Here is a 15565-nt window from a genome sequence, read left to right on the forward strand (position 1 = left end):
TATCTAGTAAATTACAAATCAGTCAATTGAGTGTCAACAGGAGTCGTCGCGATGGTTGGATGGGCCGGGTGAGCACAGCCGGAACCAAGGGTGTCCCGCGCCCCGAGCGTGAGCAGCAGATCCTCGACGCCGCCGTCGCCGAGATCGGGCGAGTCGGCTACGCGGGGCTCTCGCCCGCCGAGGTCGCGCAGCGAGCCGGTGTGTCCAAACCGCTGGTGTACACCTATTTCCAGTCCAAGGACGGGCTCTACATCGCCTGCGTCGAGCGCGCGGCCACCGTCATCTACGACGCGATCGAAACCGCCATCACCGGGGCGAGCGGCCTGACCAAGGCCGAGCGGACCCTCGACGCGCTGTTCGTCGCTCTCGCACCGCGTCCGCACGACTGGACCGTCGTCTTCGACCGCTCGCACCCGCACGAGGGTCCGGCCGCCGACGCCGTGCGCGCGGCCCGTCGGCGGATCGCCGCCCAGGCCGCGCGTGGCGTCGCCGACGCGCTCAGCACGCTCGCCCTCACCGACCCCGACGACCTGTCGGCCTTCACCGATGTCTGGATGGGGTCGGTGACCTCGCTGGTGCTGTGGTGGCTGCGCCACCCCGAGCAGACGGCCGCCGAGATGAGCGCGCGCAGCCACCGCCTGATCGGGGCCCTGGTCAACGCGCCGCGCTGACCGTGGCCGCGTCCTCGGGCAGCAGCTCCGCCAGCAGCGGCGCCCACTCGTAGCGCCGTTCGGGGAAGCAGCGGTCGAGCAGGTCCCGCATGATCGACGGGGCGATCGAGGCGCCGGGTGACGCGCCGAGTAGCCCGGCGACGGTGCCGTCGGCGCCGGTCACCAGCTCGGTGCCGAATTCGAGCACACCGCCGCGCTCGCGGTCGGGCTTGATCAGCTGGGCGCGCTGCCCGGCCGGGATCAGTTCCCAGTCGGCCGGGTCGGCGGTCGGATAGAAGCGCTGCAGCTGCTGGAACTTGCGCCGCGGCGAGGCCAGGAGCTCGGTGATCAGGTACCGCACCAGATCCAGATTCCGCAGACCCGCGGCGACCAGCGGCACGATGTTGTGCGGTCGCAGCGTGGTGAACAGGTCGGTCAGTTTTCCGTACCGCAACAGGCGGGTGCTGAAGGTGGCATAGGGGCCGAACAGGAGCGCGGCCGATCCGTCGACCTCGCGGCGGTCCAGGTGCGGCACCGACATCGGCGGGGCGCCGAGCGCGGCCTGGCTGTAGACCTTCGCGCCGTGTTCGGCGACGACTTCGGGATTCGTCGTCCGCAGGAACTGCGCGCCCAGCGGGAACACGCCGTAGCCGCGCACCTCGGGCAGGCCCGCGCGCTGCAGCAGCCGCAGCGCGTAGCCGCCCGCGCCGACGAACACGAACCGCGTGCGCACCCGGAAACGCCTGCCGCTGTCGAGGTCCCGGCCGCGCACGGTCCACAGGCCGTCCCTGTCGCGGGTGAGCCCGGTGATCTCGCGGTGCAGCCGGACCGCGTTGCCCGCCGCGGTCATCGTCGACAGCAGCGACCTGGTCAGCGCGCCGAAATCGACATCCGTGCCCGCGGTGTGCCGGGTGGCGGCCATGGCCTCGTCCTCGGCCCGGCCGCGGACCAGCAGCGGCGCCCACTGCGCGATGACGGCGCGGTCCTCGGTGTACTCCATCGTCGCGAAGGCGGGCCGCTCGCGCAGGGTGGCGTAGCGCTGCCGCAGGTAGCTGATGTCGTGGTCGCCGAACACCACGGTGACGTGCGGGGTCGGGGTGGCGAAGGTCGCCGGGTCGAGCTCGCCGCGCTGGGCCAGCGCCGCCCAGAACCGCCGGGTGAGCTGGAACTGCTCGGCGATCCCGGCCGCGCGGTCGCCGTCGCGGGGGTCTGGCATGTAGTTGAGTTCGCAGAGGCCGGAGTGGCCGGTGCCCGCGTTGTTCCAGGGATGGCTGCTCTCGGCGGCGGGCTCGCCGAGCCGTTCGAACAGCGCGATCGACCAATCGGGCGCGAGCGTGCTGAGCAGGGCGCCGAGGGTGGCGGACATGATCCCGCCGCCGATCAGCACCGCGTCGAGAATGTCGTCGCCACCACCGGATATGGGGCGAGGTGTCGTCTCGGTCATCGTCGAACCTCCCGTGAGCTGTGTACCGCCATCGTCACGCGACCGGGAGTGATCCGTCCAATACGAGATTGGTGCGAATATCATCCGAATATGGATGATTCAGGCGACGGGGGAGCGCAGGCGCTCGCGCCGCTGCTGGCGGCGTTCGACGCGGCGGCCGGGGCGGGGCACATCACCAGGGCGGCCCAGCGACTCGGCGTGCCGCAGTCCTCGGTGAGCCGCCGGATCAAGACGCTCGAGCAGACACTCGGGGTGGCGCTGTTCCAGCCGGTCGGGCGCGGGGTGACCCTCACGCCGCAGGGTCGCGAGCTCTACGAACACACCCGCGGCCTGGTGCGCTCCCTCGACGACGCGGTGCGCCGGGTGCGCGCCGACGCCGACCCCGACAGCGGGCTGGTCCGCTTCGGTTTCCCGCTCACCCTGGGCCCGGTGAGCATTCCGTCGCTGCTGGCCCAGTTCCACACCAGGGCGCCGCGGATCCGGCTGCATCTGGTGCAGGCGCACGGGGAGGCGCTGGCCGAGCAGGTGCGCGCGGGTGGGCTGGACCTGGCGGTGATGATCCCGCCGCCCCCGGATCTGCCGACGGTGCCGCTGGGCAGGCAGCGCATCAGCCTGCACGTGGCGCGCACCCATCCGCTGGCCGGGCGCGCCCGGGTCGATCTCGCCGAGCTGGCCGACGCGGCGTTCATCGCCAACCCGCCCAGCTATCAGCTGCGCGCACTGCTCGACAGCTGGTGCGCCGCAGCCGGTTTCGCGCCACGGGTGCTGTTCGAGATCACCGAGTTCGAGACCCTGCGCGAACTGGTCGCGCTCGGGCTCGGCGTCGCCCTGTTGCCCGCGGCCGAGATCGCGCACCCCGATCTGGTGGTCGTGCCGATCGACGGCGAACGCGACCGCGAGATCGGCCTGGTCTCGGGAGACCATGGTCCGACACTCGCGGTCGCGCGGCTGCGGGATTTCCTGATCGCGCACACGGCGCGACTCGGGTGGTAGAGCGGATCAGTCCTGGGCGACACCGGCGTCGACGCCACGAGCGGCGAGCCACGGGTGCGGGTCGATCGGGGCGCCGTAGAGCGAGCCGTCCTGGACGTGCACCTCGTAGTGCAGGTGGGGGCCGGTCGACTGGCCACGGTTGCCGACGGTGGCGATGACGTCACCGGCGTTCACGTGCTGACCGGTCTGGACGAGGATCTCGTTGACGTGACCGTAGACGCCGATGGTGCCGTCGTCCTGCAGGATGCGCACCCACAGCCCGAAGCCGGAGGCGGGCCCGGTCTCGATGACGGTACCGTCGGTGACGGAGAAGACCGGCGCGCCGATCGGGTCACCGAAGTCGATGCCGTTGTGCGCGGCTCCCCAGCGGGCGCCGAAGTAGGAGGTCAGCCTGCCGTTGACCGGGCGAACGGTCTGCGGGCGCGGCGGCGGAGGCGGGGCAAGGATCGGCAGCGGCGGCAGCGGCGGCAGCGCGAGCGCGACGGCCTCGCGGTGCTCTTCCCACGGGATCGGGGCCGACGCGGGGGTCTCGCCCTGCGGGCCCTGGGCCTCGACGGGGGTGTAGGCGGTGAAGCGGTACGGCGACTGGCCCGCGGTGACGCCTTCGCCCGCGCTGGCGGTGATGCTGGTGTCGGAAACCGGGGTCTCGGACTCGCCGAAGGTGGCAGCCGAGGTTCCCACGAGTGCGGACAGCGCCACCGCACCCGCGACAACGCCTCCCCAGCGACCGGCGAGGGCATCGGAGACTCGAGCGGATAACGGGTTGGTCACGAACATGTTTCGAACGTAGCGAAACCGTGATCTCGACAGCGAATGATGTGGCTGCGATCACGATCGGCTATAACGCCAGTTGATCTATAACGACACCATAACGAATGCGGAAATTCCGAGGAGCGACCGGGGCGAATTCCCAGGAGACAAGATCATTGCCGAACCTCCGCTTCCCGGGGACACTGATTCAGTGGACGCTAACGGAGTTCGGGCCATCACCGCGCTGTCCGACCCCACCAGGCGCGTGATCTTCGAGGCGTTGCCCTCGGGTCCGCGGTCGGTGGCCGACCTCGCCGCGACCGCCGGGATCACCAGCTCGGCGGCCTCCCAGCACCTGCGCGTCCTGCGCGAAGCCCATCTGGTGAGCATGCGCCGCGACGGCAACCGGCACCTCTACTCCCTGGACCCGCGCGGCCTCACCGACGCCCGCGACTATCTCGAGCAGTTCTGGCCCAGCGCGCTGGCCGCGCACGCCGCCGCCCTGCGGGAAGCCGCGGCGGCCGGTCAACCGACCCGGCGGTAACGCAACCGGGTCGATTCGGCCCAGTCCTGCTTGTCCAGCTGCGCGTCGACCGCGGCGATCACCTCGGGCACCCCGATCCGCAGCAGCCCCGGGTCGGGCACCCGGCCGTCGGGGTCGCCCACCTGGCCCGCCCACAGCACCGCATGCCTGCCGAGTAGATGCGCGGGCGGCCCACCGCGCCGCGGCGGCGTCGGGCCGAACAGCAGGACCGTGCGGGTGCCGAACGCCGTCGCCAGATGCGCGACGCCGGTGTCGCCGCTGATCACGAGGGCGGCCTCGGCGACCGTGGCGGCCAGGTCGGTGAGGTTCTGCCTGCCCGCCAGCACCCGGTCGTCGGGCAACCCGGCCTGGGCGGCGACCTGGACCGCGATCTCACGTTCGAACGGGTCGCCGGTCAGCACGACGTCGCGACCCAGCACCAGCAGGTGCCGGACCACCGCCGCGAAACGTTCCGGTGGCCAGCGGCGCGCGGGCGCACCGGCGCCGACGTGCACGACGACGCAGTCGCGGCGGCTGATCGACGCCACCGGCGGCACCAGCCCCAGGTTGCGCCGATCGGCCGCGATGCCCTCCGCTTCCAGCAGCAGACACCATCGATCGACGACATGGGCATCCGGGTCCCAGCGGGGCCCGGCGGGCTTGGGCGAGGCGGGGGAGCGGTGTCCGATGATCCGCGCGGCCCCGGTATCGGCGAGCGCGCGCGCACTCGCGCCGTCGGCGCCGTGCAGGTTCACCGCCAGCTCGGGCGCGGGCCCGTCCCAGATCAACGCGGCCGGATCGGCGGTGGGCACCAGCTCGTCGACCGAGGAGATCAGGTCGACGATCCGCTCCAATCGATGCGGCGCCGCCAGCACGATCTTGCTCCGTGGTTCGGCCCGACGCAGAGCACGCAGAGCCGGGACCGCGGCGAGGACATCACCGAGGCCCCGAGCTTGCAGCACGAGTACAACCGACACCTCCTTGACCTACCCGGGACCTGTGCCGACCAAACGTTCGCGCATGCAACGACGTGGTGGTCGTCACGCGGGCGGGTCCGGGCCTCGGTCGGCGCGTGCCGGGTGATCGCGACACGATCACGGCTCCAGCTAATATCGGGAAAACCAGAGCGGCCGGGCATAACATCTCGTCATGACGACAAATACCGTGCTGGAGAGCCCATTTGCGGCTCTTGCCAAGAAAACCTGGCAAACGATTCTGGTCACCGGCCTCCTCGCGGTGGTCCTCGGCATCATCGTGCTCGTGTGGCCCGGTCCGTCGCTGCTCGTGGCGGGCATTTTGTTCGGTATCTACATGGTTGTCAGCGGCGTCTTCCAGTTGATCGCCGCCTTCACCCATCTGCCCAGCACCAGCTTCCGGGTGCTCTCCTTCATCAGCGGTGTGCTGTCGCTGATCATCGGCATCTTCTGCTTCCGCGACGATCTCACCTCGATTTTCCTGCTCGGGCTGTGGATCGGCATCAGCTGGCTGTTCCGCGGTGTCGCGGTGCTGTTCTCCGCCCTGGCGGACGGGAGTGTGCCCGGCCGCGGCTGGCAGATCTTCTACGGCATCATCAGCGCGATCGCCGGTGTCATCCTGATCGTGTGGCCGATCAACTCGCTGGCGACCCTGACCGTGGTGGTCGGCATCTTCCTGATCGTCATCGGCATCATGGAGATCATCACCTCCTTCGGCGTCCGCAAGGACTCGCACCTGCTGGCGCAGCAGGGGCTGTGACGCCACGGGAAAGTTCGTCGGAAACCGGCCGGTGCCTTCGGGCACCGGCCGGTTTCGGGTGAACTACGCTCGGCATTCATGGAATTCGTTTACAACCTGGTGGTTGTCACCCATCTGCTCGGCATGGCCGCCGTGGTCGGCGGCTTCGCGGCCTCCCGCCCGGTGGTCTCGGAGTTGATGGTGTGGGGAGCGCGGGCCCAGCTCCTCACCGGCCTGATCCTGGCCGGCCTCGCCTCGGCTGTCGATTCGCTGGGCAAGGATCCCGATACCACGAAGCTGGCCGTGAAGCTGGCGATCTCGGTCGCCGTCGTCGCGCTTGCCGAGATGGGCCGCGCCGATGCCAAGCGGGGCAAGCAGATCGACTGGATGGCCGACGCCGCCGGCGGCCTGGCGATCGTCAACGTCCTCGTCGCCGCCCTCTGGACCTGAGTTCCTCGGACGCGGGAGCGCACGGCCGGCGGCGGTACCGTCGCGGGATGGAGTTTCTCGGGATCCATCACGTCGCTATCATCGCGACCGACTACGACCGCTCGAAGCGCTTCTACACCGAGACTCTCGGTGGGACGGTGCTCGCCGAGAACTACCGGGCCGATCGGGACTCGTGGAAACTCGACGTCGGGCTGCCGGGCGGGTGCCGGATCGAGCTGTTCTCGTTTCCCGATCCGCCCGCGCGCCCGAGCAGGCCCGAGGCGGCGGGGCTGCGACATCTGGCCTTCGTGGTCGCCGATGTGCCCGCCGCGCTCACCGCGCTGCGGGAACGCGGCGTGCGCACCGAGGAACTGCGCACCGACGAGTACACCGGCAAGCACATGGCCTTCTTCTTCGATCCCGACGACCTGCCGCTCGAGCTGTACGAGGCCTAGTCGGCCGCGCGGGCCCGTCGCGTCAATTCGACGGTCGCCGAACGCAGTTCGCCGATCTCCGACAGCGGAGCGGCGTAGCCGACCCGGGTGCGGGCGACCCCGCGCGGCGTCTCGACCCGCAGATCGAGGCCGTAGCGGTCGGCGCGCTCGCAGACGGCGGCGGTCGCGTCGGGGAAGCCGCCGAGCCGGGTGGCCATCGCCAGCAGCGCGTCGGCGTGGTCGGCGTTGAGGTGGGCGATGCCGGGGGCGGCCAGCGGCACGATCGGATCCGGCTGCGCCGCCAGGTATTCCTGGGCCGACGCGGAGTCCATCCGGCCGTAGCCGCCGACCCAGCGCACCCGCTGCACGCGCAGCACCCAGAGGGTGAAGTCGCTGTAGTCGATGTAGTACTTCGCGGCCGGGATGGCGGCCAGGTGGGCGGCGCGCGCGGCCTCGGCTTCGGCGCCTTCCGGTCGTTCCACCACGCCGGCCAGGGTGATCCGGGTGCCCGCCAGCGGGTCGGCCGGGATGTCCGGGGTGACGATCGCGATGCTGGCGCGCGGGTCGGCGGCGAGGTTGCGGCCGTGTTCGGCCAGCCGCGAGACGCTCAGGACGGGCGCGCCGTCGAGCAGTCCGTAGGTGATGAACGACGCCCACGGCGCGCCGTCGGCGGTGAGACTGGCCAGGGTGCCGGTATTGGTGGCCGCCGCAATGGTTCTGGCTTCCTCGGCCGCCGAGGGGCGGGCGTCGTTGGCCAGGAGAGCGGTCGGCAGCGGAATGGAGGGTGCGTCGCCGGGGTCGCCGTGGTCGAGAGTCATGGCCACAGCGTATCCACCCGCACCGTCCTGCGGGGCGTGCTCGTCAGCCAGCTGTGCAGCGCCTCGTACACCGCGTCGTGGTTGAGCAGGCTGAAGTGGTTGGCCGCGGGCACGTGCAGGCCGTTGACCACGTCGAAGCCGATCCGGCGGGTCCGGCCACGGCCCGAGCCGCTGCCGGTGAGCACCAGGCCGTCGCCGACGACCCGCCCCAGCGGATGCCGCGGGCTGCGGGTGAGCGTCGCGGTGACGAAGTAGTGCTCGACGCCCGCGATCAACGGGACCTCGCGGACCGCCCGCGCCCGCAGCGCGTCGGTGTCGAGATCGCGCCAGTCCTCGTCGACGAGCGAACCCTGCCGCAGGTCGCGGATCCCCGCGCTGCGCCTGCGCAGCAGCTTGCCGAGCGGCCGGGTCTCGGGCAGCAGGTCGAACGCCGCGGCGGCGTAGTGCGCGATCTGTTCCAGCGGGGCGCCCAGATGTGGAGAGCCGAGGCAGACCACCTGCCGGACCGCGCGTACCCAGGCCTCGTCCGCCGCGTCGGCCAGGTGGCAGGCGCCGCGTGCGACCAGCCCGCCCATCGAGTGGCCGATCAGGCAGATCTCGTGCACCGGCAGCGGCCATGCCGCGACCAGCCGGGCCAGGAGTGCGCTGAGCTGGGCGGCGTTCTCGGAGATGTGCAGGCCGGAGTTGTAGCGCACGAGGACCGGGGTGTAGCCGAGGTCCTCCTCGAGCCGGTCGCCGTAGGTGGGGCGGCCGCCGAGCCGCCAAGCGTGCTCGGTCTCCACGAGCCCGTGCAGCTGCACGACCAGTCGGGTGGTCGGCACGGCGACATGGGCGGCCAGCTGTTCGGGCGCGACGGGCGCGCCGTCGACGCGGAAGGTCATGGGGGAGGCCAGGATCGGTGCCTCGTCCTCGAGCGCGTCACCGATCAGACCCTGGAGGGCGGCCAGCACGCCCGCGCCCCAGACGGTCCGTGACGGCGCGGTCACGCCGGGCACCTGGACCGCGCTCGCGACCTCGCCGACCACGAACCCGGTGCCACCGACCACCGCGTATACACCGTCGGTGATCGCGTCGTGCGCGACCTTCACCGGATCCGCGGCGGGACCCACCCCGAGCCGAACCGCCGCGAACACGCGGTCGGAGATGGCCCGGTGGATGGCCGCGATGCCGTCCACCGCGCCGACGAATTCGTCGCCCGCCAGGCGCGTGAGTGCCTGTACCTCGGCTTGGGGCTGGGGGAGCTGCTCGGTCACGAGATTGAGAGTACAACTGTGCACTGAAAAATACCGCAGGTGGGCCCGATTCGGGACGAAGCCCGGCAATCGAGGCCCGCGATACTCACCTGTCACAAATAGGATGCCGATACGCTGATATGCGCATCAAGCCATGTATCTGGATGGACTGACCACGGAGAAAAAGGCAAGGGCGGCGGGGGAAGGGGCCCGCCGCCCTCACGGTGGGCGTCACGGTCGATGCATGATCGCGTACCAGAGCGCGCCCATCGTGCCCAGGACGAACAGCGGTGAGATGACCCAGGTCTCGACCCGGTTGCCGGTCCGCTCGATCAACGGCACCCGGGTCCGCAACGGGAACGGCCACAGCAGGCGGCAGCCGCGATCGGTGAGGCAGTCGCCGAGCAGATGCGCCAGGCAGCCGAGGCCGACGCAGATCGGCAGCCACGCCGGCCGGTCGACGATCCAGTGATCCACCGCGAACGTGCCCGCCGTCGCCAGCACGATCACCGTGCCGTAGGTGCGCAGGCTCTTTCCCGGCGGACACAGGTGCAGCGACCGCACCGCCAGCGCGAGCAGGAAGAACACCAGGCCCAGAGTGAACGGCCGGCCGAGATAATGCTCGCCCGCCCACGTGGCGCCCACCGCGACGACGACGAACAGCAGGGAGTGGGTACCGTGTCGGTGCCCACCGGAGAGCCAGGAGATCAAGCGGCACAGGTGATGTGACAGCGGGCCCAGCACGTGTGAGATGGTTCCGCTCGGATGATCCGCGTCCGGCAGCAAGGCGGCACCCGCGGTCAGCAGTGTGCCCATGATCAGTTCGGCGATCCCGAATCGTGTTGTATCGCTGTCGAACAGGGGGAAAGCGGCGACCGTGAGCGGGAGCGCCGCGGCGGTTCCCGCCCAGGCCAGCGCGCCGCTGGTCGCGTGTGAATGTCCAAGCACCCCGCAACGTTAGTCGACCTCACTATCTCGACGCATATGCCGAGGACGGCGGGAATGCGGGGTGCGCCAGGATGGTTGGCGCAAGGGACCGCAGGGACGAAAGGACGACGATGAGCGCATTCAACGACCAGGTGATCGCCGAATTCCGGGCCAACGGCGGCCGGGTCGGCGGCATGTTCGAAGGCCGCGACAACATGGTGATCATCACCACGACCGGCGCGAAGTCGGGGCGCGCGATCACCAACCCGCTGGTGTTCCTGCCCGACGGCGACCGGATCGTGCTGATCGCCTCCAACGGCGGCGCCGACAAGCACCCCGCGTGGTACTACAACCTGGTCGCGAACCCGGAGCTGAGCGTCGAGCTGCCGACCGAGACCTTCACGGGCAAAGCCGAACTCGTCGACGACCCGGAACGCACCGCGCTGTTCGACCGGATGGTCGAGATCATGCCGGGCTTCGCGGAGTACCGCGAGAAGACCAGCCGCGAGATCCCCGTGTTCGCGGTGTCGCGGGTGAGTTAGGCGCGGGCTCGAGCCGAATCCTTGCCGGGGCGGGTGAGCTGCTGGTTTCATCGCCTCCGTGACCGAAACCACCGACGCGCCCCGTATCGTGCACGCCTCCCGCGAGATCGCGGCGAGCGCCGCCGCCCTCTTCGAACTGATCGCCGACCCCGCCCAGCAGCCGCGCTGGGACGGCAACGACAATCTCGCCGAAGCGGCGGCGGGCCAGCGGGTCACCGCCGTCGGTGACGTGTTCACCACGACGCTGACCAACGGCGTCGACCGCGACAACCACATCGTCGAGTTCGAGGAGGGCCGCCGCATCGCGTGGAATCCGTCCGAGCGCGGCAAGACCCCGCCCGGTCACCTGTGGCGCTGGGAGCTGGAGCCGATCGACGACGCCACCACCCGGGTGACCCATACCTACGACTGGACCGAGCTGCACGACGAGCTGCGTCAGGTCAGGGCCGCGGCCACCACCTCGGACAAGCTGCTGGCCTCGGTGGACCGGCTGGCCGAGGTCGCCGAGTCGGCCTGATCGCCCCCACCCCGACAACGAAACACCCCGCGACCCGAGCGAGTCGCGGGGTGTTTCGCGGAGCGGTCAGGCCAGGTCGAACCGATCCAGGTTGCTCACCTTGGTCCACGCGGCGACGAAGTCGCGCACGAACTTCTCCTTCGCGTCGTCGGTCGCGTAGACCTCGGCCAGCGCGCGCAGCTGCGAGTTCGCGCCGAATACCAGGTCGACGCGGCTACCGGTCCAGGTGACCGCGCCGGTCGCGGTGTCCTTGCCCTCGTAGACATTGTCGTCCGACGCCGACGGCGTCCACTCGGTGCCCATGTCCAGCAGGTTGACGAAGTAGTCGTTCGTCAGCGCGCCGGGCGTCGTGGTGAGCACGCCGACCGGCGACTGCTGGTAGTTCACGCCGATCACGCGCAGACCACCGATCAGCACCGTCATCTCCGGCGCGCTCAGGGTGAGCAGGTTGGCCTTGTCGACGAGCAGGTACTCGGCCGGGATGCGGGCGTCCTTGGCCAGGTAGTTGCGGAAGCCGTCGGCCTGGGGCTCGAGCGCCGAGAAGGACTCGACGTCGGTCTGCTCCTGGGTGGCGTCGGTGCGTCCCGGTGTGAACGGCACCGTCACCGCGTGACCGCCGGCCTGGGCGGCCTGTTCGACACCGACCGCGCCGCCGAGCACGACCAGATCGGCGAACGACACCTGGGCGCCGCCCGCGGCGTTGAACGACTCCTGGATGCCTTCGAGGGTGCGCACCACCTGCGCGAGCTCGTCGGGCTGGTTGACCTCCCAGCCCGCCTGGGGCTGCAGTCGCAGGCGACCACCGTTGGCGCCGCCGCGCTTGTCGCTGCCACGGAACGACGAGGCCGCCGCCCAGGCCGTCGACACCAGCTGCGCGACCGTCAGCCCCGAGGCCTGGATGTGGCTCTTGAGGGTGGCGATCTCGGTGTCACCGATCAGCGGGCCGGTGTGCGCGGGGACCGGGTCCTGCCACAGCAGTTCCTCGGCCGGGACCAGCGGGCCGAGATAGCGCACGACCGGACCCATGTCGCGGTGGGTGAGCTTGTACCAGGCGCGCGCGAACGCATCGGTGAGTTCGGCCGGGTTCGCCAGCCAGCGCCGGGTGATCTGCTCGTAGATCGGGTCGAAACGCAGCGACAGGTCGGTGGTCAGCATGACCGGGGTGCGCTTCTTGGTGGCATCGAACGGATCGGGCACCGTGTCAGCGCCCGCGCCGTCCTTCGGGATCCACTGGTGGGCACCCGCCGGGCTCTTGCTGAGCTCCCACTCGTAGCCGTAGAGGGTCTCCAGGAAGTTGTTGTCCCAGGTGATCGGCGTGCTGTTCCAGATGCCTTCCAGGCCACTGGTGATCGCGTCGGCGCCCGCTCCGGTGCCGAAGCTGCTCTTCCAGCCCAGCCCCTGCTGCTCGAGCGGCGCGGCCTCGGGCTCGGGGCCGACGAGGTCGGCGGGTCCGGCGCCGTGGGTCTTGCCGAAGGTATGCCCGCCCACGATCAGCGCGGCGGTCTCCTCGTCGTTCATCGCCATCCGGGCGAAGGTCTCGCGGATGTCGATCGCGGCCTTGACCGGATCCGGATTGCCGTTGGGGCCTTCCGGATTCACGTAGATCNGCGAAGGTCTCGCGGATGTCGATCGCGGCCTTGACCGGATCCGGATTGCCGTTGGGGCCTTCCGGATTCACGTAGATCAGGCCCATCTGGACCGCGGCGAGCGGACGCTCGAGGTTGCGCTCGCCGGTGTAGCGCTCGTCGCCGAGCCAGGTGCTCTCCGGACCCCAGTACACGTCCTCCTCCGGCTCCCACGCGTCGACGCGACCGCCGCCGAAGCCGAAGGTGGGGAAGCCCATCGACTCGAGCGCGACATTGCCGGCATAGACGATGAGGTCGGCCCAGGACAGCTTCTTGCCGTACTTCTTCTTGACCGGCCACAGCAGCCGCCGGGCCTTGTCCAGGCTGGCGTTGTCGGGCCAGCTGTTGAGCGGGGCGAAGCGCTGCATGCCCGAGCCGGCGCCGCCGCGGCCGTCGCCGACCCGGTAGGTGCCGGCCGAATGCCACGCCATCCGGATGAAGAACGGGCCGTAGTGGCCGAAGTCGGCGGGCCACCAGGGCTGGGAGGTCGTCATGACCTGCTCGATGTCCTGCTTCACCGCGGCCAGATCGAGGGTCGAGAACTCGGCCGCGTAGTCGAAGTCGGCGTCCATCGGGTTCGCCACCGGCGGATTCTTCTGCAGGATCGTGAGATTGAGCTGATGCGGCCACCAGTCACGGTTGCTGCCACGGGCGTCGGCGGAGGCGAACGGGCGCGCCGACGTCACGGGGCAGCCATTGTCACCGGGTTCCGTATTGGCTTCCGCGATAGGTGGATGTTCCTCGGGCACGGTGAATCCTTTCAGGAGAGTGATGGTGAAGTCGTGCAGTCGGGGCAGCGGCCCCAGTAGATGACTTCGGCTTCGTCGACGACGAAACCGGTGTCAGCGGCAGCGGTCAGACACGGCGCATCGCCGACTGCGCAGTCGACATCGACAATCACGCCACAGGATCGGCAGACGAGGTGATGATGGTTGTCGCCGACGCGGGTCTCGTACCGGGCGACGGTGCCCATGGGCTGGATTCGCCGCAGCAGGCCCGCGGTGGTGAGGACGCGCAGGACGTCGTACACCGCCTGGTGGCTCACCGCGCCGAGGGTGTCCCTGACCCGGCTCAGGATGGTGTCGGTATCGGCGTGCGGATGCTGGTGCACGGTGGTGAGCACCGCCAGACGCGGCGCCGTGACGCGCAGCGACGCCGCGCGGAGCATGCGCTCGAAGTCCGATGTGGTGGACACATTCCAGATTATTACTCGTTCCAGATGGCAGCGGAAGCGTTTCCGGCCAAGTGGCCTGGACCACATCGTGGTGGTTCCGGTCGGCGGCGCGGGGGCCGTAGCAGCGGTGACGGGAACAGGAACCGGGGCCGCCCCCCGGTCGACCCTGGTGCTAGGTGGTCACCGGGGTGCGGGTGGCGCGTTCGATGAGGTACTCGACCAGATGGGTGAGTACCGCCTTGGCCGAGGGCCGGTCGCGGGCGTCGCAGAGCACCACGGGAGTGTTCGGGTCGAGGTCGAGCGCGTCGCGCACCTCGTCGACGGTGTAGCGCGGCGCGCCCTCGAAGCAGTTCACCGCGATCAGGAACGGCAGCCCGCGCCGCTCGAAGAAGTCCACCGCCGCGAACGAATTGCTCAGCCTGCGGGTGTCGGCCAGCACGATCGCGCCGAGCGCGCCGCGGCACAGCTCGTCCCAGAGGAACCAGAACCGGTCCTGGCCCGGGGTGCCGAACAGGTACAGCACGAGGTCGCGGTCGATGGTGATGCGGCCGAAGTCCAGCGCGACCGTGGTCGTGGACTTCTGTTCCACCCCCGACAGGTCGTCGACGCCGGTGCTGACCTCGGTGATCAGCTCCTCGGTGCGCAACGGCGCGATCTCGCTGATCGAGGAGACCATGGTGGTCTTGCCGACGCCGAAGCCGCCGGCGATGAGGATCTTCACCGAGGCGGCCAGATGCTGCCCGCCCGGTGCCGTGGGGTCAAAGTTTTCGGATGCCATCCAGAACCGCTCGCAATACGTTGAGGTCTCCGGCGCCGGCCTCGGCCGTCGCAGGAGCCCGGAAGATGAGGTGGCCCTCGCCGATGAGATCACCGACGAGGATCTTGGTCACCGCCAGAGGAAGTTTCAGCACGGCCGAGACCTCGGCCACCGACTGCGCGCGCTTGCACAACTGTGCGATCGTCGCGTATTCGGGTTCCGGTCGCCGCAGGGTGGGGGCGGGGTGTACGGCCACCACCACCGTGAGCATGTCCAGGTCGTGCGCCGCACCCATGGTGCGGCCGCGGGTCACCGCGTACGGGCGGACCAGGGGTCCGGCCGCGTCGTCGAACCACGGATCGCCGAGTCGAGTCATGGTGCTGCTTCCTATAGCTCCGCCAGTCCGTGCCGCGGCTCGGTCGACAGGTAACTGCCGACCCGCTGCACGGTGAGGTTCATTTCATAGGCGACCATGCCGAGGTTCGCCGACTCGTTGGCCTGCAGCGCCAGGCACGCGTTGTCGCCCGCCGAGGTGACGAACAGGACGGCGCGGTCGAGCTCGATCACCGCTTGCCGCACACCACCGCCGTCGAATCGGCTGCCCGCGCTGCGCGCGAGACCGTAGAGGGTCGACGACATGGCGGCGAAGTGTTCGGCATCCTCGCGGTTCATCTGCGAGGAGCGTCCGAGCAGCAGCCCGTCGGTGGACAGCACGACCGCGTAGCGGACCCCCGCCAGCCGGTCGACGAGATCGTCGAGCAACCAGTTGAGATCACCGGGGTGGGAAGAGTTCACCTCAGCCTTCCTGTTCATCCTGATTCGATGTGGACAGTGGTTTGCGGCCCTGCCGGGTGCCGTTCTCGATCGCGGACATGATGTCGCGCGCCTGTTCGGCCGAGCGCGGCCGCTCCGGCGTACGCGGCGGCTCGGCGGCAGCCGGCTCCTCGGTGAGTTCGGGCGCCAGGTTGGTCTGGCGCTGACGCCGCGGCAGGGCCGGGCGCTCGTCGGAGCCGTGGGCCGGTACCTCGGGCGGTTCC

At 70.0% G+C, this 15565-nt stretch carries 19 protein-coding genes and 1 pseudogene; 8 read left to right on the forward strand and 12 right to left on the reverse strand.

What is annotated here, in order from left to right; genetic code table 11:
• The first annotated feature begins 59 nt into the window (after nucleotides 1-59).
• Nucleotides 60-671 (forward strand): TetR/AcrR family transcriptional regulator, encoded by a 612-nt coding sequence (locus V8688_RS18465; RefSeq protein ID WP_255588819.1) that lies wholly within the window; start codon nucleotides 60-62, stop codon nucleotides 669-671.
• Here V8688_RS18465 and mqo read toward each other — a convergent pair.
• Nucleotides 655-2094 (reverse strand): malate dehydrogenase (quinone), encoded by a 1440-nt coding sequence (gene mqo, locus V8688_RS18470; protein ID WP_342801322.1) that lies wholly within the window; start codon nucleotides 2092-2094, stop codon nucleotides 655-657. The two genes, V8688_RS18465 and mqo, sit on opposite strands and share 17 nt — an antisense overlap.
• Before the next feature lie 90 nt (nucleotides 2095-2184).
• On the opposite strand from mqo, the gene V8688_RS18475 reads away from it, so the two are divergent.
• Nucleotides 2185-3087, forward strand: a complete 903-nt coding sequence (locus V8688_RS18475) for a LysR family transcriptional regulator (RefSeq protein ID WP_342801323.1) — start codon at nucleotides 2185-2187, stop codon at nucleotides 3085-3087.
• 6 nt (nucleotides 3088-3093) lie between these two features.
• Here V8688_RS18475 and V8688_RS18480 read toward each other — a convergent pair whose 3' ends face one another.
• Complete coding sequence (locus V8688_RS18480) at nucleotides 3094-3864, reverse strand: M23 family metallopeptidase (RefSeq protein ID WP_342801324.1); 771 nt, start codon at nucleotides 3862-3864, stop codon at nucleotides 3094-3096.
• A gap of 184 nt (nucleotides 3865-4048) precedes the next feature.
• Between V8688_RS18480 and V8688_RS18485 the strand changes: the two genes are divergently transcribed.
• Nucleotides 4049-4381, forward strand: coding sequence for a metalloregulator ArsR/SmtB family transcription factor (locus V8688_RS18485; RefSeq protein WP_218722338.1), 333 nt, complete (start codon nucleotides 4049-4051; stop codon nucleotides 4379-4381).
• Here the strand turns inward: V8688_RS18485 and V8688_RS18490 are convergent.
• Complete coding sequence (locus V8688_RS18490) at nucleotides 4363-5337, reverse strand: glycosyltransferase family 9 protein (RefSeq protein ID WP_218722339.1); 975 nt, start codon at nucleotides 5335-5337, stop codon at nucleotides 4363-4365. The genes V8688_RS18485 and V8688_RS18490 overlap by 19 nt on opposite strands.
• Before the next feature lie 172 nt (nucleotides 5338-5509).
• Here V8688_RS18490 and V8688_RS18495 point away from each other — a divergent pair, with 172 nt between their 5' ends.
• The 3 genes from V8688_RS18495 (at nucleotide 5510) to V8688_RS18505 (ending at nucleotide 6957) form a co-directional block, all read left to right on the forward strand.
• Entirely contained in the window at nucleotides 5510-6094 is a 585-nt protein-coding gene (locus tag V8688_RS18495; protein WP_218722340.1) for an HdeD family acid-resistance protein, read from the forward strand.
• Nucleotides 6095-6172: 78 nt separating this feature from the next.
• On the forward strand, nucleotides 6173-6523 hold the full coding sequence (locus tag V8688_RS18500; protein ID WP_342801325.1) for a hypothetical protein: 351 nt from the start codon (nucleotides 6173-6175) through the stop codon (nucleotides 6521-6523).
• Nucleotides 6524-6570: 47 nt separating this feature from the next.
• Nucleotides 6571-6957 (forward strand): VOC family protein, encoded by a 387-nt coding sequence (locus V8688_RS18505; RefSeq protein WP_218722342.1) that lies wholly within the window; start codon nucleotides 6571-6573, stop codon nucleotides 6955-6957.
• Here V8688_RS18505 and V8688_RS18510 read toward each other — a convergent pair.
• The 3 genes from V8688_RS18510 to V8688_RS18520 all read right to left on the reverse strand — a co-directional run bounded on the left by V8688_RS18510 (nucleotide 6954) and on the right by V8688_RS18520 (nucleotide 9934).
• Nucleotides 6954-7754 (reverse strand): DUF2470 domain-containing protein, encoded by an 801-nt coding sequence (locus V8688_RS18510; protein ID WP_342801326.1) that lies wholly within the window; start codon nucleotides 7752-7754, stop codon nucleotides 6954-6956. The genes V8688_RS18505 and V8688_RS18510 overlap by 4 nt on opposite strands.
• Nucleotides 7751-9007 carry an alpha/beta hydrolase gene (locus tag V8688_RS18515; protein ID WP_342801327.1) on the reverse strand — a complete coding sequence of 419 codons (1257 nt, stop codon included), beginning with the start codon at nucleotides 9005-9007 and terminating at the stop codon, nucleotides 7751-7753. Before V8688_RS18515 ends, V8688_RS18510 begins: the two co-directional genes overlap by 4 nt.
• A gap of 210 nt (nucleotides 9008-9217) precedes the next feature.
• Nucleotides 9218-9934 carry a metal-dependent hydrolase gene (locus V8688_RS18520; protein ID WP_218722345.1) on the reverse strand — a complete coding sequence of 239 codons (717 nt, stop codon included), beginning with the start codon at nucleotides 9932-9934 and terminating at the stop codon, nucleotides 9218-9220.
• 110 nt (nucleotides 9935-10044) lie between these two features.
• Between V8688_RS18520 and V8688_RS18525 the strand changes: the two genes are divergently transcribed.
• Both V8688_RS18525 and V8688_RS18530 read left to right on the forward strand, forming a co-directional pair.
• Nucleotides 10045-10455: a nitroreductase family deazaflavin-dependent oxidoreductase gene (locus tag V8688_RS18525; protein ID WP_218722346.1), complete on the forward strand. Its 411-nt coding sequence runs from the start codon at nucleotides 10045-10047 to the stop codon at nucleotides 10453-10455.
• Between the two features lie 58 nt (nucleotides 10456-10513).
• Complete coding sequence (locus V8688_RS18530) at nucleotides 10514-10972, forward strand: SRPBCC family protein (RefSeq protein WP_342801328.1); 459 nt, start codon at nucleotides 10514-10516, stop codon at nucleotides 10970-10972.
• A 66-nt stretch (nucleotides 10973-11038) separates the two neighbouring features.
• Here V8688_RS18530 and V8688_RS18535 read toward each other — a convergent pair.
• The 6 genes and pseudogenes from V8688_RS18535 to V8688_RS18560 all read right to left on the reverse strand — a co-directional run.
• Nucleotides 11039-13346, reverse strand: a pseudogene (locus V8688_RS18535) (catalase/peroxidase).
• An 11-nt stretch (nucleotides 13347-13357) separates the two neighbouring features.
• Nucleotides 13358-13792 carry a Fur family transcriptional regulator gene (locus tag V8688_RS18540; protein WP_218722349.1) on the reverse strand — a complete coding sequence of 145 codons (435 nt, stop codon included), beginning with the start codon at nucleotides 13790-13792 and terminating at the stop codon, nucleotides 13358-13360.
• A 151-nt stretch (nucleotides 13793-13943) separates the two neighbouring features.
• Nucleotides 13944-14549, reverse strand: coding sequence for an ATP/GTP-binding protein (locus tag V8688_RS18545; protein WP_218722350.1), 606 nt, complete (start codon nucleotides 14547-14549; stop codon nucleotides 13944-13946).
• Entirely contained in the window at nucleotides 14530-14904 is a 375-nt protein-coding gene (locus V8688_RS18550; protein WP_218722351.1) for a DUF742 domain-containing protein, read from the reverse strand. The genes V8688_RS18545 and V8688_RS18550 overlap by 20 nt, the downstream gene beginning before the upstream one ends.
• Nucleotides 14905-14915: 11 nt before the next feature.
• Entirely contained in the window at nucleotides 14916-15323 is a 408-nt protein-coding gene (locus tag V8688_RS18555; protein ID WP_218722352.1) for a roadblock/LC7 domain-containing protein, read from the reverse strand.
• A 1-nt stretch (nucleotide 15324) separates the two neighbouring features.
• Nucleotides 15325-15565 (reverse strand): hypothetical protein (locus V8688_RS18560; RefSeq protein WP_342801329.1); only part of this gene is annotated, 241 nt, incomplete at its 5' end.

Origin of the sequence: Nocardia sp. No.11 (assembly GCF_038752175.1) — a bacterium.
GTDB lineage: Bacteria > Actinomycetota > Actinomycetes > Mycobacteriales > Mycobacteriaceae > Nocardia > Nocardia canadensis.